The sequence below is a fragment of the Gibbsiella quercinecans genome, from assembly GCF_002291425.1.
Lineage (GTDB): Bacteria > Pseudomonadota > Gammaproteobacteria > Enterobacterales > Enterobacteriaceae > Gibbsiella > Gibbsiella quercinecans.
The window spans coordinates 4388870-4412256 of record NZ_CP014136.1; the positions used below are offsets into that span (position 1 = coordinate 4388870).

General features: G+C 56.6%; 24 protein-coding genes. 18 read left to right on the plus strand and 6 right to left on the minus strand.

Annotation, left to right across the window (positions count from 1 at the left end; all coding sequences use genetic code 11):
* Positions 1 to 158: 158 nt before the first annotated feature.
* From cvpA to hisP, 7 genes are all read left to right on the plus strand, one after another.
* The gene (gene cvpA, locus ACN28Q_RS20045; protein WP_095847952.1) at positions 159 to 659 is read left to right on the plus strand and encodes a colicin V production protein; all 501 of its coding nucleotides are present in this window, start codon (positions 159 to 161) and stop codon (positions 657 to 659) included.
* Positions 660 to 680: 21 nt separating this feature from the next.
* Positions 681 to 2198, plus strand: coding sequence for an amidophosphoribosyltransferase (purF, locus tag ACN28Q_RS20050; protein WP_095847953.1), 1518 nt, complete (start codon positions 681 to 683; stop codon positions 2196 to 2198).
* 212 nt (positions 2199 to 2410) lie between these two features.
* Positions 2411 to 2983, plus strand: coding sequence for a UbiX family flavin prenyltransferase (locus ACN28Q_RS20055; RefSeq protein ID WP_095847954.1), 573 nt, complete (start codon positions 2411 to 2413; stop codon positions 2981 to 2983).
* Positions 2984 to 3357: 374 nt separating this feature from the next.
* Entirely contained in the window at positions 3358 to 4137 is a 780-nt protein-coding gene (locus tag ACN28Q_RS20060) for a lysine/arginine/ornithine ABC transporter substrate-binding protein (protein WP_095847955.1), read from the plus strand.
* Between the two features lie 127 nt (positions 4138 to 4264).
* Positions 4265 to 4951 carry a histidine ABC transporter permease HisQ gene (locus ACN28Q_RS20065; RefSeq protein ID WP_095847956.1) on the plus strand — a complete coding sequence of 229 codons (687 nt, stop codon included), beginning with the start codon at positions 4265 to 4267 and terminating at the stop codon, positions 4949 to 4951.
* Positions 4948 to 5655 carry an ABC transporter permease gene (locus ACN28Q_RS20070; RefSeq protein ID WP_095847957.1) on the plus strand — a complete coding sequence of 236 codons (708 nt, stop codon included), beginning with the start codon at positions 4948 to 4950 and terminating at the stop codon, positions 5653 to 5655. The genes ACN28Q_RS20065 and ACN28Q_RS20070 overlap by 4 nt, the downstream gene beginning before the upstream one ends.
* Before the next feature lie 20 nt (positions 5656 to 5675).
* Entirely contained in the window at positions 5676 to 6449 is a 774-nt protein-coding gene (gene hisP / locus ACN28Q_RS20075) for a histidine ABC transporter ATP-binding protein HisP (RefSeq protein WP_095849118.1), read from the plus strand.
* Positions 6450 to 6492: 43 nt separating this feature from the next.
* Here hisP and ACN28Q_RS20080 read toward each other — a convergent pair whose 3' ends face one another.
* The 3 genes from ACN28Q_RS20080 to yfcG form a co-directional block, all read right to left on the minus strand.
* Positions 6493 to 7395, minus strand: coding sequence for a TIGR01777 family oxidoreductase (locus ACN28Q_RS20080; protein ID WP_095847958.1), 903 nt, complete (start codon positions 7393 to 7395; stop codon positions 6493 to 6495).
* A 78-nt stretch (positions 7396 to 7473) separates the two neighbouring features.
* Positions 7474 to 7845, minus strand: coding sequence for a dihydroneopterin triphosphate 2'-epimerase (folX, locus tag ACN28Q_RS20085; protein WP_095847959.1), 372 nt, complete (start codon positions 7843 to 7845; stop codon positions 7474 to 7476).
* 107 nt (positions 7846 to 7952) lie between these two features.
* Positions 7953 to 8582 (minus strand): GSH-dependent disulfide bond oxidoreductase, encoded by a 630-nt coding sequence (yfcG, locus tag ACN28Q_RS20090; RefSeq protein ID WP_095847960.1) that lies wholly within the window; start codon positions 8580 to 8582, stop codon positions 7953 to 7955.
* A gap of 335 nt (positions 8583 to 8917) precedes the next feature.
* On the opposite strand from yfcG, the gene yfcE reads away from it, so the two are divergent.
* Positions 8918 to 9469: a phosphodiesterase gene (yfcE, locus tag ACN28Q_RS20095; protein WP_095847961.1), complete on the plus strand. Its 552-nt coding sequence runs from the start codon at positions 8918 to 8920 to the stop codon at positions 9467 to 9469.
* A gap of 185 nt (positions 9470 to 9654) precedes the next feature.
* Positions 9655 to 10230 carry an NUDIX hydrolase YfcD gene (yfcD, locus tag ACN28Q_RS20100; RefSeq protein ID WP_095847962.1) on the plus strand — a complete coding sequence of 192 codons (576 nt, stop codon included), beginning with the start codon at positions 9655 to 9657 and terminating at the stop codon, positions 10228 to 10230.
* Positions 10231 to 10281: 51 nt separating this feature from the next.
* Here the strand turns inward: yfcD and ACN28Q_RS20105 are convergent, their stop codons facing one another.
* Entirely contained in the window at positions 10282 to 11301 is a 1020-nt protein-coding gene (locus ACN28Q_RS20105; RefSeq protein WP_095847963.1) for a LacI family DNA-binding transcriptional regulator, read from the minus strand.
* A gap of 445 nt (positions 11302 to 11746) precedes the next feature.
* On the opposite strand from ACN28Q_RS20105, the gene ACN28Q_RS20110 reads away from it, so the two are divergent.
* From ACN28Q_RS20110 to ACN28Q_RS20130, 5 genes are all read left to right on the plus strand, one after another.
* Positions 11747 to 12190: a PTS sugar transporter subunit IIA gene (locus ACN28Q_RS20110; RefSeq protein WP_095847964.1), complete on the plus strand. Its 444-nt coding sequence runs from the start codon at positions 11747 to 11749 to the stop codon at positions 12188 to 12190.
* A gap of 90 nt (positions 12191 to 12280) precedes the next feature.
* Positions 12281 to 12562 (plus strand): PTS sugar transporter subunit IIB, encoded by a 282-nt coding sequence (locus ACN28Q_RS20115; RefSeq protein WP_095847965.1) that lies wholly within the window; start codon positions 12281 to 12283, stop codon positions 12560 to 12562.
* A 23-nt stretch (positions 12563 to 12585) separates the two neighbouring features.
* A complete protein-coding gene (locus ACN28Q_RS20120; RefSeq protein WP_095847966.1) occupies positions 12586 to 13968 on the plus strand; it encodes a PTS ascorbate transporter subunit IIC in 1383 nt (460 codons plus the stop codon).
* 7 nt (positions 13969 to 13975) lie between these two features.
* Complete coding sequence (locus tag ACN28Q_RS20125) at positions 13976 to 14824, plus strand: transketolase (RefSeq protein WP_230469429.1); 849 nt, start codon at positions 13976 to 13978, stop codon at positions 14822 to 14824.
* Positions 14817 to 15776, plus strand: a complete 960-nt coding sequence (locus ACN28Q_RS20130; protein WP_095847967.1) for a transketolase family protein — start codon at positions 14817 to 14819, stop codon at positions 15774 to 15776. The genes ACN28Q_RS20125 and ACN28Q_RS20130 overlap by 8 nt, the downstream gene beginning before the upstream one ends.
* A gap of 56 nt (positions 15777 to 15832) precedes the next feature.
* On the opposite strand, the gene pta is transcribed toward ACN28Q_RS20130, so the two are convergent.
* A complete protein-coding gene (gene pta / locus ACN28Q_RS20135) occupies positions 15833 to 17992 on the minus strand; it encodes a phosphate acetyltransferase (protein ID WP_095847968.1) in 2160 nt (719 codons plus the stop codon).
* A gap of 120 nt (positions 17993 to 18112) precedes the next feature.
* Positions 18113 to 19315, minus strand: a complete 1203-nt coding sequence (gene ackA, locus ACN28Q_RS20140) for an acetate kinase (RefSeq protein ID WP_095847969.1) — start codon at positions 19313 to 19315, stop codon at positions 18113 to 18115.
* Between the two features lie 354 nt (positions 19316 to 19669).
* On the opposite strand from ackA, the gene yfbV reads away from it, so the two are divergent.
* The 4 genes from yfbV (at position 19670) to ACN28Q_RS20160 (ending at position 23375) form a co-directional block, all read left to right on the plus strand.
* Positions 19670 to 20125: a terminus macrodomain insulation protein YfbV gene (yfbV, locus tag ACN28Q_RS20145; protein WP_095847970.1), complete on the plus strand. Its 456-nt coding sequence runs from the start codon at positions 19670 to 19672 to the stop codon at positions 20123 to 20125.
* 147 nt (positions 20126 to 20272) lie between these two features.
* On the plus strand, positions 20273 to 20767 hold the full coding sequence (locus tag ACN28Q_RS20150) for a YfbU family protein (RefSeq protein WP_095849120.1): 495 nt from the start codon (positions 20273 to 20275) through the stop codon (positions 20765 to 20767).
* 19 nt (positions 20768 to 20786) lie between these two features.
* Positions 20787 to 21443 (plus strand): sugar phosphatase, encoded by a 657-nt coding sequence (locus tag ACN28Q_RS20155; RefSeq protein ID WP_095847971.1) that lies wholly within the window; start codon positions 20787 to 20789, stop codon positions 21441 to 21443.
* Positions 21444 to 21542: 99 nt separating this feature from the next.
* Positions 21543 to 23375, plus strand: coding sequence for an SLC13 family permease (locus ACN28Q_RS20160; protein WP_095847972.1), 1833 nt, complete (start codon positions 21543 to 21545; stop codon positions 23373 to 23375).
* The last annotated feature ends 12 nt before the right edge of the window (positions 23376 to 23387 follow it).

Here is a 23387-nt window from a genome sequence, read left to right on the forward strand (position 1 = left end):
TACGGGGGCGAACGCCTATCCCTGTGAGGCGGCTGGGAATTATTTCTTCGCCGATTTTTATTTGCGGCGCTAGGGAAAATCCCCTACGCAAACGTTTTCTTTTTCTGTTAGAATTCGCCGCGATTGGACGCAGGGGCGATTCACTATTGGAATAGTTCATGGTCTGGATTGATTACGTCATTATTGCGCTGATTGGCTTTTCTGCTCTGGTCAGCCTGATCCGCGGTTTTGTCCGCGAGGCTTTGTCACTTGTGACTTGGGGATGTGCGTTTTTTGTTGCCAGCCATTTCTACCCATCTCTTGCCGTCTATTTCACGCGTTTTCAAGACGAACTGGTGCGAAATGGTATCGCGATTACTATCCTGTTTATCGCGACCCTGATCGTCGGGGCAATTGTTAACTATGTGATTAGCTCGTTGGTCGAAAAAACCGGGCTGTCAGGAACCGATCGGGTGCTGGGCATCTGTTTCGGGGCGCTGCGTGGGGTGCTTATCGTCGCGGCCATCCTGTTCTTTCTGGATACCTTTACCGACTTTTCACACAGTGAAGACTGGAAACAGTCGCAGTTAATCCCGCAGTTCAGTTATATCATCAGGTGGTTTTTTGACTATCTGCAGAGCACGTCGAGTTTCTTACCGGCCCACTTACCGGGGCGGTAGCGGCTTAGAGGAAAAGACAACATGTGCGGTATTGTCGGTATCGCCGGTTTTATGCCGGTTAACCAGTCGATTTATGATGCATTGACGGTGCTTCAGCATCGTGGTCAGGATGCCGCAGGCATCGTCACTATCGATGCGCATAACGGGTTCCGTCTGCGTAAGGCAAACGGTCTGGTGAAAGACGTGTTTGAAGCACGTCATATGCAGCGTCTGCAGGGGAATATGGGGATCGGCCATGTGCGTTACCCCACGGCCGGCAGCTCCAGCGCCTCCGAGGCTCAGCCCTTCTACGTCAACTCGCCGTTCGGCATTACGCTGGCGCATAACGGTAATCTGACCAACGCTCACGAATTACGCCAGGCGCTGTTTGAAAACGGGCGCCGCCATGTCAACACCACCTCCGACTCCGAGATTCTACTGAACGTACTGGCCACCGAGCTGGACCGTTTCCCGCATTATCCGTTGGGCGCCGACGATATCTTTACCGCCGTGGCGGCTATGCATCAGCAACTGCGCGGCGCTTATGCCTGCGTGGCGATGATCATCGGCCATGGCCTGCTGGCGTTTCGCGATCCGCACGGCATTCGGCCGCTGGTGATTGGCAAACGCACGCTGGAAGACGGCCGTAACGAGTATATGGTTGCTTCCGAAAGCGTGGCGCTGGATACCCTGGGCTTTGAGTTCCTGCGCGATGTGGCGCCGGGCGAAGCGGTCTACATCACGGAAAAAGGGCAGTTGTTCACCCGTCAGTGTGCGGAGAATCCGAAAACCAACCCTTGCCTGTTCGAATACGTTTATTTTGCCCGCCCGGACTCTTTCATGGACAAGATTTCGGTGTACAGCGCCCGCGTGCGCATGGGGCAGAAGTTGGGCGAGAAGATCGCCAGCGAATGGGAAGATGTGGATATTGACGTGGTGATCCCGATCCCGGAAACCTCTTGCGATATTGCGCTGGAGATCGCCCGTATCCTGAACAAGCCGTATCGCCAAGGGTTTGTAAAAAACCGCTACGTCGGCCGTACCTTCATCATGCCGGGGCAGCAGGCGCGCCGTAAATCCGTACGCCGCAAGCTGAATGCCAACCGCGCCGAGTTCCGCGACAAGAATGTGCTGCTGGTGGATGATTCCATCGTGCGCGGCACCACGTCAGAGCAAATCGTTGAAATGGCGCGCGACGCCGGCGCCAAACGGGTTTATCTGGCTTCTGCCGCACCGGAAATTCGTTTCCCTAACGTGTATGGCATCGACATGCCAAGCGCCAATGAACTGATTGCTCATGGGCGCGAAGTGGATGAGATCCGTCAGCTTATCGGCGCCGACGGGCTGATCTTCCAGAACCTGGAAGATTTGATCGCCGCGGTGAACGAAGAGAACCCGGATATCACCCAGTTTGAATGCTCGGTATTCAACGGCATTTACGTGACGAAGGATGTCGATCAGGGCTATCTGGAGTACCTGGAGTCGTTGCGTAACGACGACGCCAAGGCGCTGCGCGGCCAGGCGGAAGCCGAAAACCTGGAAATGCATAACGAAGGTTAACTTTCCTGCCGGTTTACAGGCGGTGATCATGGGCGAGGTTCCCTTTTGGGGGGCCTCGCCCTGTGTTTTTCATCACCGGCACGGCGCTATTTTCTGCTGGCTAAAATGGTGCAGGCCAGTTTGCTGGTGGTGCATCGCGGCGTTACGGCTTGCTTATTCGCCCGTATTGCGGCAAAGTCGCCCTGATTTATCCCCAAGGCAGAGGCCTGCGAATGAAACGACTCATCATCGGTATTTCTGGCGCCAGCGGCGCTATCTACGGCGTGCGTATGCTGCAGGTATTGCGTTCGGTTGACGATGTGGAAACCCACCTGGTGATGAGCAACGCCGCGCGCCAGACGCTGGCGTTGGAAACGCCGCTTAGCCTGCGTGACGTGCAGGCGTTGGCCGATGTGGTGCACGATACGCGCGATATCGGCGCCAGTATCTCTTCCGGTTCGTTCAAAACGCTCGGCATGGTGATTTTACCCTGCTCGATTAAAACGTTATCCGGCATTGTCAACAGCTATAGCGACGGTCTGCTGACCCGCGCCGCCGATGTGGTATTGAAAGAAAGCCGCCGTTTGGTGCTGTGCGTGCGTGAAACCCCTCTACATCTGGGGCATCTGCGCCTGATGACGCAGGCGGCGGAAATGGGGGCGATCATCATGCCGCCGATGCCGGCGTTTTATCATCAACCCACCAGCGTAGAAGCGATTATCGATCAGACCGTCAACCGGGTGATCGATCAGTTCGATATTACCTTGCCGCAAGACTTGTTTGCCCGCTGGCAGGGCAGCCATTAGCCGTTAATCCCCATATTGATACATTTATGCAACACTGCACCAATGTGGTGCTTTGTATGCACTTTAATGGATCACCCATTTTAACCCTGCTGTTTCCGTGTTTAATTATTCGTCATGGGCTGGGCGCCGGCCTGGGTCTGAACGTTCGAATTATGTGCTGATGGTAGCCATATTCGCATCCCGGGGCGCTTGACATGCATCTTGTGGCTGGCAATGGCAAATGTGGCATGATTGCTGCAGTTAATACCGATGGATAGGGTAGGTTTTTATTCTGTGGTTAACCGTCACGTGTGATACGCGCCAGCTTTGCTGGGCCACGTTGGCGGATAATGACAGCATGCCCAGGCGGCATCAAAAACAATTGAGGGTAATGTATGAAAAAGCGGGTTTTGATTCTTCCTCTGCTTATGGCCTGTGCATTGCACAGCGCATTCGCTGCGATTCCATCGCCATTAAAGATCGGTACCGATCCTACCTATGCGCCATTCGAATCGAAAAACGCGCAGGGGGAGTTGGTCGGCTTTGATATCGATCTGGCAAAAGAGCTGTGTAAACGTATAAAGACCCAATGCACTTTTGTGGAGAGCGATTTTGATGCATTGATCCCTTCCCTGAAAGCCAAGAAAATCGACGCCATTATTTCGTCGCTTTCCATCACTGAAAAGCGCCAGCAAGAAATCGACTTTACCGACAAACTGTATGCGGCCAACGCACGGCTGATCGCACCGAAAGGCTCAAGCATTCTGCCGACGATTGAATCACTCAAAGGCAAGAGCGTCGGGGTGCTGCAGGGCACCACACAAGAAGCCTACGCCAATGCCCTGTGGCAGCCGAAAGGGGTGACGGTTGTGCCTTACCAGAACCAGGATCTTGTCTACGCCGATCTGGCTTCCGGGCGTATCGATGCGGCATTCCAGGATGAAGTGGCGGGCAGCGACGGCTTCCTGAAACAACCCCCAGGCAAGAACTATGCCTTCGCCGGCGCAGCGGTGAAAGACGATAAATTCTTTGGCGTCGGCACCGGCATGGGGCTGCGTAAAGGTGATACCGAACTGAAAACCGCGCTGGACAAAGCCTTCGCTGAAATGCGCAAAGACGGTACTTACGACACGATTGCGAAAAAATACTTCGATTTTGACGTCTACGGCGGTTAATCCACACGCCCTACCGAAGGGTAACTACGGGGCCGTATACCGGCCCCTGCGAACTGCAAGCCTGTCTTGCAGCCAGGGAAGGCGTGCCTCTCTGGAAGTTCACGAATAATGACGACAGGACCCAGTAATGCTGCAAGGCTATTCCCAAATTATCTATGAAGGCGCTTTGGTGACGCTGGAACTGGCGATCAGTTCCGTGTTGCTGGCGGTGGCGATCGGTCTGATCGGCGCGGCCGGCAAACTGTCCCAAAACCGCATAATTTCCTCGCTGTTCGGCGCTTACACCACGCTGATCCGCGGCGTGCCGGATCTGGTGTTGATGCTGTTGATTTTCTATGGCCTGCAGATTGTTTTGAACAATATCACCGAGTTTTTCGGTGTTGCACAAATTGATATCGATCCTCTTGGTGCCGGTATTATTACCCTGGCCTTTATTTACGGCGCCTATTTCACCGAAACCTTCCGCGGCGCCTACCTGGCGGTACCGCGCGGGCAGATTGAAGCGGCGACCGCTTATGGCTTCACCGGCAGCCAAATCTTCCGCCGTATCATGTTCCCGGCGATGATGCGCTACGCGCTGCCCGGGATCGGCAATAACTGGCAGGTGATCCTGAAAGCGACGGCGCTGGTGTCGATTCTCGGCCTGAACGATGTGGTGAAAGCCACGCAGTTGGCGGGCAAGGGCACCTATCAGCCGATGTTTTACGCGCTGGTGGCCGGTGCGGTTTATCTGTTTTTTACCACGGTATCCAACGGTGTGTTGCTGTGGCTTGAACGGCGTTATTCGCTGGGAGTGAAGAGGGCGGAGCTATGATCGAGATCCTGCAGCAATACTGGCAGTCGCTGCTATGGAGTGATGGCTACCGTTTTACCGGCGTGGCCGTTACCTTGTGGCTGCTGATTCTTTCCGTGGTGTTCGGCGGCTTGCTGGCGATACCGATGGCGGTGGGGCGGGTTTCCTCCATTGCGTGGATACGCCTGCCAGTGTGGTTTTACACCTATGTGTTCCGCGGCACGCCGCTGTATGTGCAACTGCTGGTGTTCTATTCCGGCATGTACAGCCTGGAGATTGTGCGCGGCAGCGAGTTTCTCAATGCGTTTTTCCGCAGCGGGCTTAACTGCACCATCCTGGCGCTGACGCTTAACACCTGCGCCTATACCACCGAAATCTTTGCCGGCGCGATCCGTGCCGTGCCTTATGGCGAAATTGAAGCGGCCGAAGCCTATGGCTTTTCACGCTTCAAAATGTACCGCTGTATCATTCTGCCTTCGGCGCTGCGCACCGCATTGCCGGCTTACAGCAATGAAGTGATTTTGATGCTGCACTCCACTGCACTGGCCTTTACCGCCACCGTGCCGGATCTGTTGAAGATCGCGCGTGACATCAACTCGGCCACTTACCAACCGTTCTACGCCTTCGGCATTGCGGCGGTGCTGTATTTGGTGATTTCTTATGCGCTTGTCAGCCTGTTCCGCAAGGCGGAAAAACGCTGGATGGTACACATTAAACAACATTGATGAATGACGGGAACAACGCTATGTCTGATAAAAAATTGGCCGTCACGGAGTTGCATAAGCACTATGGCGAACATGAAGTATTGAAAGGGGTTTCACTGGCGGCGAACGCGGGGGACGTGATCAGCATTATCGGTTCCTCCGGTTCCGGCAAGAGTACCTTCCTGCGTTGCATCAACTTCCTGGAAAAGCCCAGTGAAGGCTCCATCAGCCTGAACAATGAAGATATCCGCATGGTGCGGGACAAAGACGGGCAGCTTAAGGTGTTTGATAAAAAACAGCTGCAACTGTTGCGTACCCGCCTGACGATGGTCTTCCAGCATTTTAACCTGTGGAGCCATATGACGGTGCTGGAGAACGTGATGGAAGCGCCGATCCAGGTGCTGGGGCTAAGCAAGGCGGAGTCGCGTGAGCGCGCCATACGCTATCTGGACAAGGTGGGGATCGACGAGCGTGCGCGCGGCAAATACCCCGTGCATCTTTCCGGCGGCCAACAGCAACGCGTATCGATCGCCCGCGCGTTGGCGATGGAGCCAGAGGTGCTGCTGTTTGATGAACCGACTTCAGCGCTGGATCCAGAGCTGGTGGGTGAAGTGTTGCGCATCATGCAGAAACTGGCCGAAGAGGGGAAAACCATGGTGGTGGTGACGCACGAAATGGAGTTTGCTCGCCACGTTTCCAGCCATGTGATCTTCCTGCACCAGGGGGTTATCGAAGAACAGGGGCCGCCTGATGAGCTGTTTGGCAACCCGAAAAGCCCTCGCCTGCAGCAGTTCCTTTCCGGCGCGTTGAAATAAGCCGCCGTGAGCCGCGCCCGCACTGTGCGTGTGGCGCGGCGCTCTACTTGCCGTTTATCACATTCTCCAGCGCCGGCGCCAGTTCGCTGTAGCGGAAGCTGAACCCCGCCTGTTCCAACCGTTTCGGGATGGCGTGCTGCCCGCCGAGCACCAGAACTGCCGCTTCCCCCATCATCATCTTCATGGCGAAGGCCGGCACGCGCAGAAACGCCGGGCGGTTGAGCACCCTGGCAAGCTGGGCGGTAAACTGTTCGTTATGCACCGGATTGGGCGCCACCATATTGAACGGCCCCTGCTGGTTAGCGTCAGCCAGTAGGAAGAGGATGCCGTCAACCATGTCGTCAAGATGGATCCACGGCAGGTACTGGCTACCATCGCCTATCGGCCCGCCGAGGCCCAAACGAAACGGGGGCAGCATTTTCGCCAGCGCGCCGCCGTTGGCGGCCAGCACCACGCCGGTGCGCAGCAGGCAGACCCGCGTTTCGCGGCTTTGTGCCCTTAGGGCCAAGGCTTCCCAACGTTGGCATAGCTGGTGGGTGAATTCGTCATGCGCCGGGGTGTCCTCGGTGACGACCGCCTGGCCCTGATCGCCGTAATAGCCGACGGCGGAGCCGGAAATCAGCGCCTGCGGGGGCCGGCGGCTGGCGTGGCACAAGGCGGCCAACCGCTCGGTCAGCGCCCAGCGGCTTTGGCATAGCCGTTCCTTCTGAGTGTTGCTCCAGCGTTTGTTGGCGATCGGTTCGCCGGCCAGGTTGATGACGGCGTCAATACCGTCAAGATCGCGCTGTTCCGCCAGCGAGGGCCAGTAGCTGGCTTGCTCGCCAAACAGCTTGCGCGCACGCTGTACGCTGCGCGTCAGTACGGTGATGCTGTGCCCCTGAGTGAGCAGGCGCTGCGTCAGTGTGCGGCCTATCAGCCCTGTTGCGCCGGTAATCAGGATACGCATGGAGATCTCCCTTTGGCTGTGCCCCGCGAAGGGCAGGGTAACGCTGCGCTGCCAGGTTCGCCGCTCAAGAACGGGTTTTTAGCCCCGGCGGTAGCTCATGGTCATGGAAACCGAATCGGCGTAGCGCAGCGCCAGCAATTTGTCTATTTCTACTTCAGCATAGGTCACCCACGGGTGCTGTTTCACAATATCGAGCACATCCTGGGTTAATTTTTCCAGCAGCGCGAAACGGTTATCTTCCACATGCCGGATGATGGCTTTGGTAATGGTGCGGTAATTGAGGGCGTCGGCAATGTCTTCGCTGTTGCGGGCTTTATCGGCGGGGTAGTGGATTGCCACATTGATCAGGACATCCTGGCGGTTATTGATCTCTTCTTCCTTAATACCGACAAATGTGCGTAACCGTAGATTTTTTATACGAATAATGGCGTCGGGTTGGTTAAATGACATCAGTAATTCTCCGTGAGCTGATTGTTTTCGCCCAGAATACACGGAAAGTAGGGAAAATATAATGCAAGGTGCCGGCGATGAGCTGCCGCCGGCAGCTCATCGCCTCGTCAGGCCTGGTCAGCCTTCTGATAGGCGCGTTGAGTGGCCGGGCGGTTGCCGATGCGCTCATACCAGTTGCGCACTGCCGGGTAGTCCGCCAGATCGATACGTTGGCGGGCATGCGCCGCGGCCCAGGGGTAGGTGGCGATATCCGCGATGCTGTAATTATCGCCCCCCAGGTATGGGTGCTTTTGCAGCTCCGCTTCCAGCACGCCGTACAGGCGTTTGGTTTCCAACTGGTAGCGCTCGATGGCATAGGGAACCGGCTGCGGCGCATAGTGGGTGAAGTGGTGATTTTGCCCGAGCATGGGGCCAAAGCCGGCCACCTGCCAAAACAGCCACTGCAGTGTGGCCGCACGTTCGCGCAGGCTTTTGCTCAACAGTTTGCCGGTTTTTTCGGCCAGATAAAGCAGGATCTCGCCGGATTCGAACAGGCCGATCGGCGCGCCGCCGTCGACCGGGCTTAGATCGACGATCGCCGGGATTTTATTGTTGGGCGAGATGGCGAGAAACTCGGGTTTGAACTGATCGCCGGCGCTGATATTCACATGGTGAATACGGTAGGGTAAGCCAACCTCTTCCAGGAACAGGGTTATCTTATGGCCGTTGGGCGTCGGTGCGTAATACAGGTCAATCATGTAGTGATACTCCTTGTAAAACATCGTCATAAGATGAAACATGGGCCGGTTGGCGCCAAAAGGGTAATCAGCCGCCGCATGCCGTCTGTGAACCTGAAGGAGCAAACCGCCTGGCAATAGCGAGCCTGCGTACGGCGCAGTGAAATGGTTCTCAATCACGCGGCTTAGGATATCAGTTCAGCGTAGGCGATCGCGAGTTGCTTGATCCAGATTTAGGAAAATCCGCCGGGCTTCGCTAACGTAAACCAAGCGGCGGCGGCCGGTGCCGTTACGCCGGGGTCGCGTCGCCAGGCGGCGCTAACATCACTAATCACTTCGCGACATCAGGAATGGGTATGAAACTGTTATTTGCTTCCGATCTGCACGGCTCACTGTCCGCCACGGAACGTGTGCTGGAACGTTTTGAAGAACATGACGCCGACTGGCTGATCCTGCTTGGCGATTTTCTTAATCATGGGCCGCGTAATGCGCTGCCGGACAACTATCAACCGGCGCAGGTTGCCGAACAATTGAATGGCTATAGCGACAAGATTATCGCCGTTCGCGGGAATTGCGATAGCGAAGTCGATCAGATGCTGCTCGCGTTCCCGATCACCGCCCCTTGGCAGCAAGTGCTGTTGCAAAAAAGACGATTGTTTTTGACCCATGGTCACCTTTATCATCCCTCTGCGTTGCCGCCGCTATCGGCCGGCGACGTATTGGCTTATGGCCATACGCACTTGCCGCAGGCAGAACGGCAGGGCGATATCTTTTGTTTTAATCCCGGCTCGGTCAGCATACCGAAAGGCGGCTTTCCCGCCAGCTACGGGCTGCTGGATGAAGACACTTTGCGGGTAGTGTCTCTGCACGAGGGCAAGACGGTTGCAGAGGTGTCATTATCCCATTAATTTATACCCTCGATAATTCGAGTTGCAGCGCGAAACGGCGTTGGTGCGGCCTTTGCCGGCTAACAACGCCAATGTGCACACAGCTTGCAGTATGGCGGGTATTTGCATAATAAGAATCTATGAATAACACTCATTGATCAACCAGTGCGCGGAATTCATCGTGCCAACACAGAAGGTTTTAGAGGATGGCGGAACAGGGTCAGGCTGCAGATATTGAGTGGGTTGATATTGTCAACGAGCAAAATGAAGTGATTGCTCAAGCCAGTCGCCAGCAAATGCGTGCAGAGCGGCTGCGTCATCGTGCGACCTATATCGTGGTGCATGACGGGATGGGGAAAATACTGGTGCAGCGCCGCACCGAAACCAAAGACTTCTATCCGGGTTGGCTGGATGCAACCGCCGGCGGTGTGGTGCAAAGCGGCGAAAACGTGCTCGAGTCGGCCCGCCGTGAAGCGGAAGAAGAGTTGGGTATTGCCGGTGTACCGTTCGCCGAACATGGCCTGTTCTACTTTGAGGAAGCGCAGTGCCGGGTGTGGGGTGCGCTGTTTAGCTGCGTTTCGCACGGGCCGTTTGCACTGCAGGAAGAAGAAGTTGCCGAAGTGTGCTGGCTGAAGCCGGAGGAAATTACCGCGCGTTGCGATGAGTTTACGCCAGACTCGCTGAAAGCGTTGTCGCTGTGGCTGACGCGCAACAATGGCCAGGCTTACGGTAAGCCGCTGGCGCGGGAGGCCGCGCCAGAAGAGGGTGACGAACAGCCCTGATCGTTTGCTAGTGTAATGCACAACACCGGCCATTGGCCGGTGTTGTGCATTTTAACAGCTGCTACGCCGGCAAAGCGTGGAAGGCAGCGATCCTTCCGGTTGCCAGGCTTCATCATTCAAACGCGCCAGCAAGGCTTTGCCGGCCTGAATACCAATCTCTTTGTGCGGCACGGTCATGGTCGTCAGCGGCGGCTGGCAAACCTGGCTGGCGTCGCTGTTGCCGAAGCCGACGATCGCTAACTGATCCGGCACTTTTATGTGCCGCCGCTGGCACTCGTACAGCGCGCCGCAGGCCAACTCATCGGCGGCGCAGACCAACGCGTCCAGCTCTGGCCAGGCGAGCAGGAACTCGGGCAACTGTTGCGCACCGATGCTGAAGCTGGCCGGTAGCGCGGCATTGATCACCCGGTGCGGCGACATGTGATTGTGCAGCAGCGCTTTGTGCCAGCCCTGCAGGTGCTGCTGGAAAATCCACTGTTCCTGATTGGCGCACAGCAGCCCAACGTTTTGGTAACCGCTGGCGATCACCGTTTGCGTGAGGTGATACATGGCCGCCACGTAATCAATGCCGATATTCATATCAATCGGATCTTCGCGTATCGCACCAATTTCAACCACCGGGATATTGGCGACTTTCAGCGCGTTGCGGGTATTTTGCGAATGCTCGACGCTCAACAACACCGCGGCGGCCAGATTATACGACAGCAGCGTTTCCAGCAGTTTTTCTTCCCGCTCAAGGTGGTGCTGTGATTCCGCCAACATGATCTGATAGCCCGCTGGCTGCAATACGTGCTGCAAGCCGGCGAACATGCTGGCGCAGCCGAATTCAGACAGGCTGGGCACCACCATGGCAACGGTATAGGAAGATGCGGATGCCAGTGAACTGGCCGCCAGGTTAGGCAAATAGCCCAACTTGTTGATGGCCGCCTCGATTTTTTCTCGTAGTTTATCGGAGACTTGTTCCGGGGTGCGCAGCGCCCGGGAAACGGTCATGGTGCCAACGCCGGCCAGTTGGGCGACGTCGGCCAATGTGACCTTTCCGGTACTGCGCCGTTTTTTACCGATCGACATGTGTAATCCTGACTAAACCGCGCATCGTGCGCATAAACGGTGGACGATTTCCCCTGCGGCGCTGCCGGGCAGGCGTATTGCGGAACCCGCCGCATTTTCAACCTATTCTAACCCGCGGCCCTGTGGAGTGTGATAAAAAACTGTGCGCCGCATAGTACTGAGCTGCGAAGCGCGCTGGCGCCATTGCGGCACGGCCGGCGCAAGGCGGGCTAGACACAACAGGATATGCCGTTTATTTGATAGCGCTATCACAAAATCCTATCATAAAATTTTGGTAGCGCTATCTTTGTGATGCTAATCACGGCTGGCGATCGGTGCGTTGATTAAAGTTTTATCAGGTTGTGGCAACCAACGGCGCCGGCTGTGAAAATCTGCGCCACCGCTGGCGCCTGGTTGCTCAACTGATGCAGATGTTCGATTCCTTATTGAATAGCAAGGAGGGAACGTGCTGAACGACTGGTTAAATAATGACACGATCCAACTGTGTGACCGCGTTGATGGCTGGCAACAGGCGGTGGCGCTGAGCGCACAGCCGCTGCTGCGGTGCGGGGCGATTACGCCGGATTACGTCACGGCGATTCTCCAGCAATATCGGCTGCTGGGGCCCTATTTTGTGTTAGCGCCTGGTATCGCCATGCCGCATGCGCGGCCGGAAGCAGGGGCGAAAGCGCTGGGGTTATCGTTATTAAAAATACACCAGGGGGTAAAGTTTCACTCTGCGGATAACGATCCAGTCTATGTAGTGGTGATGCTGGCCGCGCCGGACAGCAATAGCCATATCGATATTATTGCACAGCTTGCTGAACTATTTTCAAACAACGTGGCGATGGATGAATTATTCAACGCCAAAGATAAACAGCAAATTGAGGATATTATTTCTCACTATTAATACTTGTATTTTCCCATGATGGTCTCCTTTATTTAACCGGAAGCTATTCCGGCGGGGAACCCTTACATAAAAATCAGGCGGGTGAATATCATGAAAATAATGGCTATTTGTGGCTCCGGCCTCGGCAGCAGCTTTATGGTTGAAATGAACATAAAGAAAGTGTTGAAGAAACTGGGCGTAGAGGCAGAGGTGGAACATTCCGATTTATCCTCGGCCACGCCCGGTGCGGCCGATATTTTTGTGATGGCGAAGGATATCGCCGGCAGCGCCAGCGTTGTGCAAGATCAACTGGTGGTGATCGCCAATATTATTGATATCAATGAGCTGGAAACCAAGCTGCGTGCGTATTTTGAAGCACACTCCATTCTTTAATCAGACCCAATGGCGAGGTGGATATGTTTATCCAGGAAACGCTTAAATTCGTGGTTGATATATTAAAGGTGCCTTCCGTGCTGGTGGGGATTATTGCCCTTATCGGTTTGCTGGCGCAACGTAAATCATTTTCTGATATCGTGAAGGGGACGGTAAAAACCATTCTTGGCTTCATTGTGTTGGGCGGCGGCGCTACCGTATTGGTCAGTTCACTAAACCCGCTCGGCGGTATGTTCGAACATGCCTTCAATATCCAGGGTATTATCCCCAATAATGAAGCCATCGTCTCTATTGCCCTTGAAAAGTATGGCGCCTCCACGGCGTTAATTATGGCCTTCGGGATGGTGGCGAATATTGTGGTAGCGCGCTTTACCCGGCTGAAATATATATTTCTTACCGGCCACCATACTTTTTATATGGCCTGCATGATTGGCATTATCCTGACCGTCGCCGGGTTTGAGGGTTTTGCGCTGGTGTTCACCGGCGCATTGTCGCTGGGGCTGGTGATGGCGTTCTTTCCTGCGCTTGCGCAGCGCTATATGCGCCGCATCACCGGCAATGACGACATTGCCTTCGGCCATTTCGGCACCCTGGGCTATGTGCTATCGGGCTGGATCGGGGCGCGGGTCGGCAAAAATTCACGCTCGACGGAAGAGATGAACCTGCCTAAAAACCTGAGCTTCCTGCGCGACAGTTCGATTTCCATTTCGATAACGATGATCGTTATCTACCTGATTATGGCGATCTGCGCCGGCCAGGCCTATGTGGAAAGCCAGCTCAGCGCCGGGCAGAACTATCTGGTGTATTCGATAATCCAGGCCATTACCTTCGCTGCCGGGGTGTTCATCATCCTGCAGGGGGTGCGGTTGATCCTGGCCGAAATCGTCCCGGCCTTTACCGGTTTTTCAGAAAAGCTGGTGCCGAATGCGCGCCCGGCGCTGGATTGCCCGGTGGTTTACCCCTATGCGCCGAATGCGGTGCTGATCGGCTTCCTGTTTAGCTTCCTCGGCGGGTTGGTCGGGCTGTTCCTGCTTGGGCAAATGAAAATGGTGCTGATTTTGCCTGGCGTGGTGCCGCACTTCTTTACCGGCGCTACGGCCGGGGTGTTCGGCAATGCCACCGGCGGGCGCCGCGGCGCCATGTTGGGCGCGTTTGCCAACGGCTTGCTGATTACCTTCCTGCCGGTGCTGCTGTTGCCGGTACTGGGTGCGCTCGGCTTTGCCAATACCACTTTCTCCGATGCTGATTTTGGCGTGGTGGGCATTGTGCTGGGGAATATGGCGCGCTTCATGTCCAAAGAAATGATCATGGTGGCGATCGTAGCCATCTTTGCGCTGTTGGTCGCGCACAACTTCCTGGGCAAACGCGGGGGTGGTGCGGCTGCCAACGGCGTTGAAAAAGAGTGAGGGCGGTATGATGAGTTCTGTAACGGCAAATATCGAAGCAATGCGCGAACTGGCGCGGTTGATCCGCCTGGAAACGTTGAAGGCGCTGACCGGGCTGGGGTTTGGCCACTATGGCGGGTGTATGTCGGTGGTGGAAACCCTGGCAGTGTTATATGGCGGGGTGATGCGTATCAATCCGGCTCAGCCGGGCTGGCTCGAGCGTGATGATTTTGTGCTGTCGAAGGGGCATGCCGGCCCGGCGCTCTACAGCACGCTGGCGATCAAGGGCTATTTCCCTCGGGAGATGCTGGAAACCCTCAACCAGAACGGTACCCGGCTGCCCAGCCACCCGGATCGCCTGCACACGCCCGGCGTGGATGCGACCACCGGCTCGCTGGGGCAGGGGGTGTCGATTGCCGCTGGGATGGCGCTGTCGCATCGCCTGGCCAGGCGCGACAACCGGGTGTTCAGCATCCTTGGCGATGGCGAGCTGAACGAGGGGCAGTGTTGGGAGGCGTTCCAGTTCATTGCTCACCATAACCTCAATAATCTGACGCTGTTTATTGATTACAACAAACAGCAGTTGGATGGCGATTTGGACGAAGTGATTAAACCTTTCGATCTGGCCGCCAAATTCCGCGCCTTTGGCTTTGAGGTTTCCACCGTGAAAGGCGACGATATTATCGCCATTCACGCCGCAGCGGCGCCGGTGCGCGGCGGCGAACAGCGCCCGCTGGTAGTGATCCTCGACAGCATCAAGGGGCAGGGCGTGCCCTGCCTGGAGCAGATGAAGAACTCGCATCACCTGCGCCTGACGCCGGAGATTAAGCGGGAGATCGAAAAAACCATCGCTGAACTGGAGGCCGCTCATGGGTAATGTCGTTACGCCGCTGGAAAAAGACAGCATAGAGATGCGCAAGGTATACGCCGGCGAAGTGCGTCGGCAAATAGAGGCCGGCCATCCGATCGTTGCGCTGGAGGCCGATCTGATGAGCTCCATAGCGATGGACGGCGTGCATCGGGATTACCCGCAGCACGTGATTAACTGCGGCATTATGGAAGCGAACGTGATTGGCGTCGCCGCCGGCCTGTCGTTGACCGGGCGCGTGCCATTCGTTCATACCTTTACGGCGTTCGCCAGCCGCCGCTGTTTTGATCAGCTGTTTATGTCTCTGGACTATCAGCGCAATAACGTCAAGGTGATTGCCTCGGACGCCGGCGTGACCGCCTGCCATAACGGCGGCACCCATATGTCTTTCGAAGACATGGGCATCGTGCGTGGGTTGGCGAATTCCGTGGTGCTGGAGGTGACGGACGCCACCATGTTCAAGGACATCTTGCAGCAGCTCATGGCGCTGGAGGGGTTTTACTGGGTGCGCACCATTCGCAAGCAGGCAACGCGTATCTACCAGGACGGGGCCCGTTTTACCCTCGGCAAGGGGAACCTGCTGCGTGACGGCGGCGATATTACACTGATCGCCAACGGCATCATGGTGGCGGAAGCGTTGCGGGCGGCGCAGATGCTGGCGCAAAACGGCATCAGTGCGGCGGTGATCGATATGTTCACCTTGAAACCAATCGATCGGGACATTATCCAGACCTATGCGGCGAAAACCGGGCGTATCGTGACCTGTGAAAATCACAGTATTCATAACGGCCTGGGATCAGCGGTGGCGGAAGTGCTGGTGGAAACCTGCCCGGTGCCGATGCGGCGGGTGGGGGTGAAAGAGCGCTATGGCCAGGTGGGAACGCAGGACTTCCTGCAACAGGAGTATGGTTTGACCGCAGAGCATATCGTTGCGGCGGCTAACCAACTGCTGCCAGGCTAAGCCCGGCATTGGTATAAAACGCCCTCTCCCTGCGGGGAGAGGGCGAGCTAGCAGCCTTACGCTTTGGCTGCCAGATTTTCTGCCTGTGCGGCCTGAATCGCCGTCAGCGCTACGGTGTAGACGATATCGTCAACCAGTGCGCCACGGGACAGGTCGTTAACCGGCTTGCGCATACCCTGCAGCATCGGCCCGATAGATACCAGGTTCGCTGAGCGCTGTACCGCTTTGTAGGTGGTATTACCGGTGTTCAGGTCTGGGAAGATGAACACGGTAGCCTGGCCTGCAACCGGTGAGTTCGGCGCTTTGGATTTGGCAACGTCAGCCATGATCGCGGCGTCATACTGCAGCGGGCCGTCGATGATCAGATCCGGGCGTTTTTCCTGCGCCAGGCGAGTAGCTTCGCGCACTTTATCAACGTCGCTGCCGGCGCCGGAGTTGCCGGTAGAGTAAGAGATCATCGCTACACGTGGTTCGATACCGAACGCCGCGGCGGAATCTGCAGACTGGATTGCAATTTCAGACAGCTGTTCAGCGGTCGGATCCGGGTTGATCGCGCAGTCGCCGTAGACCAGAACCTGATCCGGCAGCAGCATGAAGAACACGGAAGACACCAGCGAGCTGCCCGGTGCGGTTTTGATCAACTGCAGCGGTGGGCGGATGGTGTTGGCGGTGGTGTGAACCGCACCGGATACCAGGCCGTCCACTTCGCTTTTTTCCAGCATCAGCGTGCCGAGCACCACGTTGTCTTCCAGTTGCTCGCGGGCAACCACTTCGGTCATGCCCTTGCTTTTGCGCAGTTCAACCAGGCGCGGCACGTAGTTTTCACGCACCTGTACCGGATCGACAATCTCAATCCCTTTGCCCAGTTCAACGCCTTGCGCGGCGGCTACGCGCTGGATTTCATCCGGGTTGCCCAGCAGCACGCAGTGGGCGATGCCGCGTTCGGCGCAGATGGCGGCCGCTTTCACGGTGCGCGGTTCGTCGCCTTCCGGCAGGACGATGCGTTTGCCAGCCTGGCGCGCCAGTTCGGTCAGCTCGTAACGGAATGCCGGTGGTGACAGGCGGCGTGAACGCTCAGAGGTGGCGGTCAGCGTGTCGATCCACGCGCTGCTGATGTGGCTGGCCACGTAGTTCTGGACTTTCTCAACGCGCTGATGGTCATCCGGCGGCACTTCCAGATTGAAGCTTTGCAGGCTCAGCGAGGTTTGCCAGGTGTTGGTGTCGACCATCAGCACCGGCAGGCCGGTTTCAAAGGCGCGTTCGCACAGTTTTTTGATGGCGCCGTCGATTTCGTAGCCGCCCGTCAGCAGCAGTGCGCCGATTTCAACGCCGTTCATCGCCGCCAGGCAGGCGGAAACCAGCACGTCCGGGCGGTCTGCAGAGGTTACCAGCAGGGAGCCGGGGCGGAAGTGTTCCAGCATGTGCGGGATGCTGCGCGCGCAGAACGTCACGGACTTCACGCGGCGGGTCATGATATCGCCTTCGTTGATCACGCGCGCATTCAGGTGGCGTGCCATATCAATTGCGCGGGTGGCGATCAGATCGAAGCTCCACGGGATGCAACCCAGCACCGGCAGCGGGCTGTTAGCGAACAGCTGTGCGGGATCAACGTTGGCCACGTTGGCTTTGCTGGAATCATCGAAGATTTCAGACAGATCGGGGCGGGTGCGGCCCTGTTCGTCAACCGGTGCGTTCAGTTTGTTGATGATAACGCCGGTGATGTTTTTGTTTTTGCTGCCGCCAAAGCTGCTGCGCGCCAGTTCGATGCGCTCGGTCAGCTGTGCCGGGGAGTCATTGCCCAATGCCAGCACGAAGACGATTTCGGCATTCAGGGTTTTGGCGATTTCATAGTTCAGCGCGTTGGCGAACTGGTGTTTGCGGGTCGGCACCAGGCCTTCGATCAGCACCACTTCGGCATCTTTGGTGTTCTCGTGGTAGCGCGCCACGATCTCTTCCATCAACTCGTCCTGCTGGTTGCTGCTTAGCAGGCTTTCAACGTAGCTCATGCGCAGCGGTTCGGCCGCTGGGATGCTGGAGTTGCTACGGATAATGGTGGTGGTTTGATCAAGCGTATCGGCACCGCTGCGTGGCTGCGCGATAGGTTTGAATACGCTCAGACGAACGCCTTTTTGCTCCATGGAGCGAATGACGCCCAGGCTGACGCTGGTCAGGCCGACGCTGGTGCCGGTAGGTATCAACATGATTATACGTGACACAGAATAGTCCTCTTCACGGGTTTATTCGGCATGGCTACGCGGGGAAAAAACGCCCACCGGCCAATGCAAGTCCTGAAACAGCACCGCCAGCGGTTGGAGGCGGCTGGCGGTGCTGGGGGATTAAGCGGTCAGACGGTTGGCGTCTTGCGCGATGACCAATTCTTCATTGGTCGGGATGACCAGCGCCAGGCGGCTGCCATCTTTGGTGATCGCGCCAGCGTTGCCGAAGCGGGCCGCCATATTGCGTTCGTGGTCCACTTCAAAGCCCATCAGGCCCAGTTTGTTCAGCGTCAGTTCGCGCACCATACCGGCGTTTTCACCGATGCCGCCGGTGAAGATAACCGCGTCCAGGCGGCCTTCCATCAGCGCGCCATAGGCACCGATGTATTTGGCCAGACGGTGGCAGAAGACATCCATCGCACGCTTGGCGTCTTCTTTGTTGGTGTAGTTGTCTTCAACGTAACGGCAGTCGCTGGTGACTTCGGTCAGGCCCAGCAGGCCGGATTCTTTGGTCAGCAGCTTGTTGATCTGGTCGATGCTCATGCCCAGCGTGTCGTGCAAGTGGAAGATGATCGCCGGATCGATGTCGCCGCTGCGGGTACCCATCACCAGGCCTTCCAGCGGGGTCAGCCCCATGGAGGTATCAACACACTTACCGTTGCGCACCGCCGTAACCGAGCCGCCGTTGCCGAGGTGGCAGGTGATCAGGTTAACCTCTTCAACCGGCTTGTTCAGCATTTTCGCGGCTTCCTGAGTCACATAGAAGTGGCTGGTGCCGTGAGCGCCGTAACGGCGCACGCCGTGGTCGCGGTATAGGCTGTACGGCAGGGCATACAGGTAAGATTCTTCCGGCATGGTTTGATGGAACGCGGTGTCGAACACGGCAACGTTCTTATCGGCCAGATTAGGGAAAGATTTCAGCGCTTCGGCAATGCCGATCAGGTGAGCAGGGTTGTGCAGTGGTGCAAAAGGTACGGAATCTTTGATACCCTGAAGCACTTCGTCATTGATCACCGCAGAGGCCGTGAATTTTTCACCGCCGTGTACGATACGGTGACCGATAGCCGTCAGATTGGCGGACAGCTCAGGTTTTTGGGCCAGGATCGTGTTAACAATGAAGTTGAGCGCTTCGCTGTGTGCCGCACCGGCACCCAATGCCGCTTCCTGCTTGCTACCGTCCATTTTCCACTTGATGCGGGCTTCTGGCAGGTGGAAACACTCGGCCAAGCCAGAGAGGTGTTCTTCACCGTTGGTTGCATCAATAATGGCGAACTTCAGGGAAGAACTGCCGCAGTTAAGAACCAGTACTAGCTTACTCGACATGGAAGTACCTACTTAATAGTTTGTGTTGTTAAAGGGAGACCCAAAACAATGGTGAATAAACCGTCAATCAGACAACAAGCGTAGCGCAGAGTGCCGTTGACATTTATGATTAACATCATGTGGGTGAAGCAAAGTACATGATGATGGAAAAACCGGAGATTTCTCTGCGGTTTAAATAATCTACGTTTTTATTGGGCTAAACGTTGGCAATAAAAAAGCCATCTTTTAACCGGCCAAAAGGCCGGCTTAGCATACCGATAGCCTGCGGCAAACACAAAATAAATTTAAAGCTTCAAATTTTTTAGTAGTGACGCAGACTGAGCAGACATTTTCAACCGTGAAATTGAGGTAGCCATGACAAGTAAACCGTCCGGTACTGTAAGCTGGTTTCAGGTATTCCAGCGCGGGGAGCACTACATGAAAACCTGGCCGGCGGATAAGCGTCTGGCGCCTGTTTTTCCGGAAAACCGCGTTTCGCGGGCGACGCAGTTTGCCGTGCGCTTCATGCCGCCGCTGGCGATCTTTACCCTGACCTGGCAGATCGCCCTTGGCGGGCAACTGGGCCCGGCAATCGCCACCGCGTTGTTCGCCTGTAGCCTGCCGATGCAGGGGCTGTGGTGGTTGGGGCGCCGCGCCATCACGCCGCTGCCGCCAACGCTGCTGCAATGGTTCCATGAGGTGCGCAATAAGCTGGCCGAAGCCGGGCAGGCCGTGGCGCCGATCGAAGGGCCGCCGACCTATCAATCGCTGGCGGATTTGCTCAAGCGTGCGTTTAAACAGTTGGATAAAACCTTCCTCGATGACCTCTGAGATCAAAACAGGCTGTTTCTGCAAACAGCCTGTTTTTTGATCTTGCCCAAGAACCCCACGTTAAATCAAAAAATGAGCGGGTTGTCATTTCCCCTTTTCTTGCGCTGTGCGATGCTTGCGCCATTATTCAGCACCGAGGAAAGTATGATGGAAATGACGAATGCCCAGCGCCTGATTCTGTCTAATCAGTACAAAATGATGTCGATGCTTGATCCAGACAATGCGGAACGCTATCGCCGCTTGCAAACCATTATTGAACGCGGTTTTGGCTTACAGTTACGTGAGCTGGATCGGGATTTTGGTGAAATGAGCGAAGAGGTGTGCCGTACGATTATCAATATTATGGAAATGCACCATGCACTTCAGGTTTCATGGGAAAACCTCAAGGATAAACAGGGTGTTGAACCGCGTCGTTTGGAATTCCTCGGTTTTGATGCGGCCACGGAGGCACGTTATCTGAGCTACGTGCGTTTTCTGGTCAACACAGAAGGGCGTTATACTCACTTTGATTCCGGCAGCCACGGCTTTAATGCCCAAACCAAGATGTGGGAAAAATACCAGCGCATGCTGGCCATTTGGCTCTCTTGCCCACGCCAGTATCACCTGAGCGCTGTGGAGATCGCGCAAATCATCAATGCCTGAGTATACAAAGAGGTTTTCTGTGGAGTGTAAGGGTTTTCTATTTGATCTTGATGGAACGTTGGTGGATTCATTACCTGTTGTAGAGCGCGCCTGGAGCAACTGGGCCAAAGGCCGCGGCCTTGATGTGCAACAGGTGTTGGATTTTATTCATGGCAAACAGGCGATCACTTCGCTGCGCCATTTTATGCCGGGTGCCAGCGAAGCGGAAATTCAGCGTGAACACGCGGTGCTTGAGCAGGTGGAAGCGCAGGATACCGATGGCGTCCACGCGTTGCCAGGGGCGGCAGCGCTGCTGGCGCGTTTGAATACGCTTGACATCCCTTGGGCGATCGTCACCTCCGGCTCGGTGCCGGTAGCCACTTCGCGGCTGGCCGCCAGTGGGCTGCCGCGTCCGGCGGTGTTTATCACCGCAGAGCAGGTACAGCGCGGCAAACCGGAGCCGGATCCCTATCTGCTGGGTGCTGAACGGCTGGGCCTGGCGCCGCAGGCGTGTGTGGTGGTGGAAGACGCTGCGGCCGGTATCCTTTCCGGGCTGGCTGCCGGTTGCCAGGTGATTGCAGTGAATGCGCCGGCGGATGCGCCAAAGTTGGATCAGGTCGCGCTGGCGTTGTCTTCGCTGGTGCAGTTACAGGTTGGCAAGCTGGCGCAGGGCGCCCGTATCGACGTGGTGCGCTAAGCGCTCGACAATCTGTAGACAAATTGATTGTACCCCGCATTTGCGGGGTTTTTTTATGCTATTTTTTAGGCCTTTGGATCACGATCATATGGGAACGCTGTGAACGGTGAATTACTGTGGGTATTGAGTTTATTGCTGGTGGCCATTGTACTGTTCACCACGAATAAACTACGCATGGACGTGGTGGCGTTATTGGTGATCGTCGCTTTTGTGCTGAGCGGCACATTGACCTTGCCGGAGGCCATGGCGGGCTTTAGCGATCCCAACGTGATTTTGATCGCGGCCCTGTTCGTGATTGGCGAGGGGCTGGTGCGCACTGGCGTGGCTTACCAGGTGGGGGACTGGCTGGTCAAAGTGGCCGGCAGCAGCGAAACCAAAATGCTGGCGTTGTTGATGGCGACGGTGGCGGGCCTGGGGGCGTTTATGAGCTCGACCGGCGTGGTGGCGATCTTCATCCCCGTGGTGTTGAGCGTGGCGGCACGGATGAAAACTGCGCCCGGCAGGTTGATGATGCCGTTGAGCTTTGCCGGCCTGATCAGCGGCATGATGACGCTGGTGGCAACGCCGCCGAATATGGTGGTGAACAGTGAGCTGGTGCGTGAAGGCGCCCACGGCTTTGGTTTTTTCGATTTTACGCCGGTGGGCGTGCTGGTGCTGCTGTTGGGCATCGGCTATATGCTGATAGCGCGCCGCTGGCTGGGCAATGATGATGGGGAAAGCACGCGCGAAACCTGGCAGCGGCGCACCTTTCGCGATTTGATCCGTGATTACAAGCTGAGCGGCCGCGCGCGCCGTTTGGCGATCCGCAGCGGTTCGCCGTTGGTCGGCCATTCGCTGGATGAACTGCACCTGCGCGCCCGCTATGGGGCGAACGTGGTAGGGATCGAACGCTGGAAGCGCTTTCGGCGTGTGATGATCAGCGCTTCCGGCAGCACCGAACTGCGCGAGCGCGATGTGTTGCTGATCGATATGTCGGACAGCGACGTCGATCTGCGCCAGTTCTGTAGCGAACAATTGTTGGAGCCGATGGTGCTGCGTGGGGATTACTTTTCCGAGCAGGCGCGCAATGTGGGCATGGCGGAGGTATCGCTGATCCCAGATTCCGCCCTGTTGGGCAAAAGCCTGCGCGAAACGGTATTCCGCACCCGCTACGATCTGAATGTGGTGGGCATTCGCCGCAACGGCGAGGCGCTGGCGGGCAAACTGGTGGATGAGCCGCTGCAGTTTGGCGATATTTTGCTGGTGATTGGCGACTGGAAAGCGATCCGCCAACTGCAGGCCGAAACCCACGACTTTATCGTGCTCAACCTGCCGGCGGAAGTGGACGAAGTCGCGCCGGCCATCACCCAGGCGCCGCACGCGTTGTTTTGCCTGGCGCTGATGGTGGCGATGATGCTGACCGATGAAATCCCCAACCCGATTGCGGCGCTGATCGCCTGTCTGTTGATGGGGCAGTTCCGTTGCATCGATATGGAGAGCGCCTATAAATCCATCCATTGGCCCAGCGTGATCCTGATCGTGGGGATGATGCCGTTCGCCCAGGCGCTGCAAAAAACCGGCGGGGTGGATTTGATCGTCCATGGGCTGATGGACGTGGCCGGCAGCATGGGGCCGCGGGTGATGCTGGTGTGCCTGTTCGTGCTGTGCGCCACCATTGGCCTGTTTATATCTAACACTGCCACGGCGGTGTTGATGGCGCCGATCGCCATTGCTGCCGCGCGGGAAATGGGCGTCTCCCCGTATCCGTTCGCCATGATTATCGCTATTGCGGCATCGGCGGCATTTATGACGCCGGTTTCCTCGCCGGTTAACACGCTGGTGCTGGGGCCGGGCAACTACAAGTTCGGTGATTTTGTGCGAATGGGCGTGCCTTTTACCTTCTTAGTGATGCTGGTCAGCGTGGTGGTGGTGCCGTGGCTGTACGGCTTTTAACGGCTGGCCCGG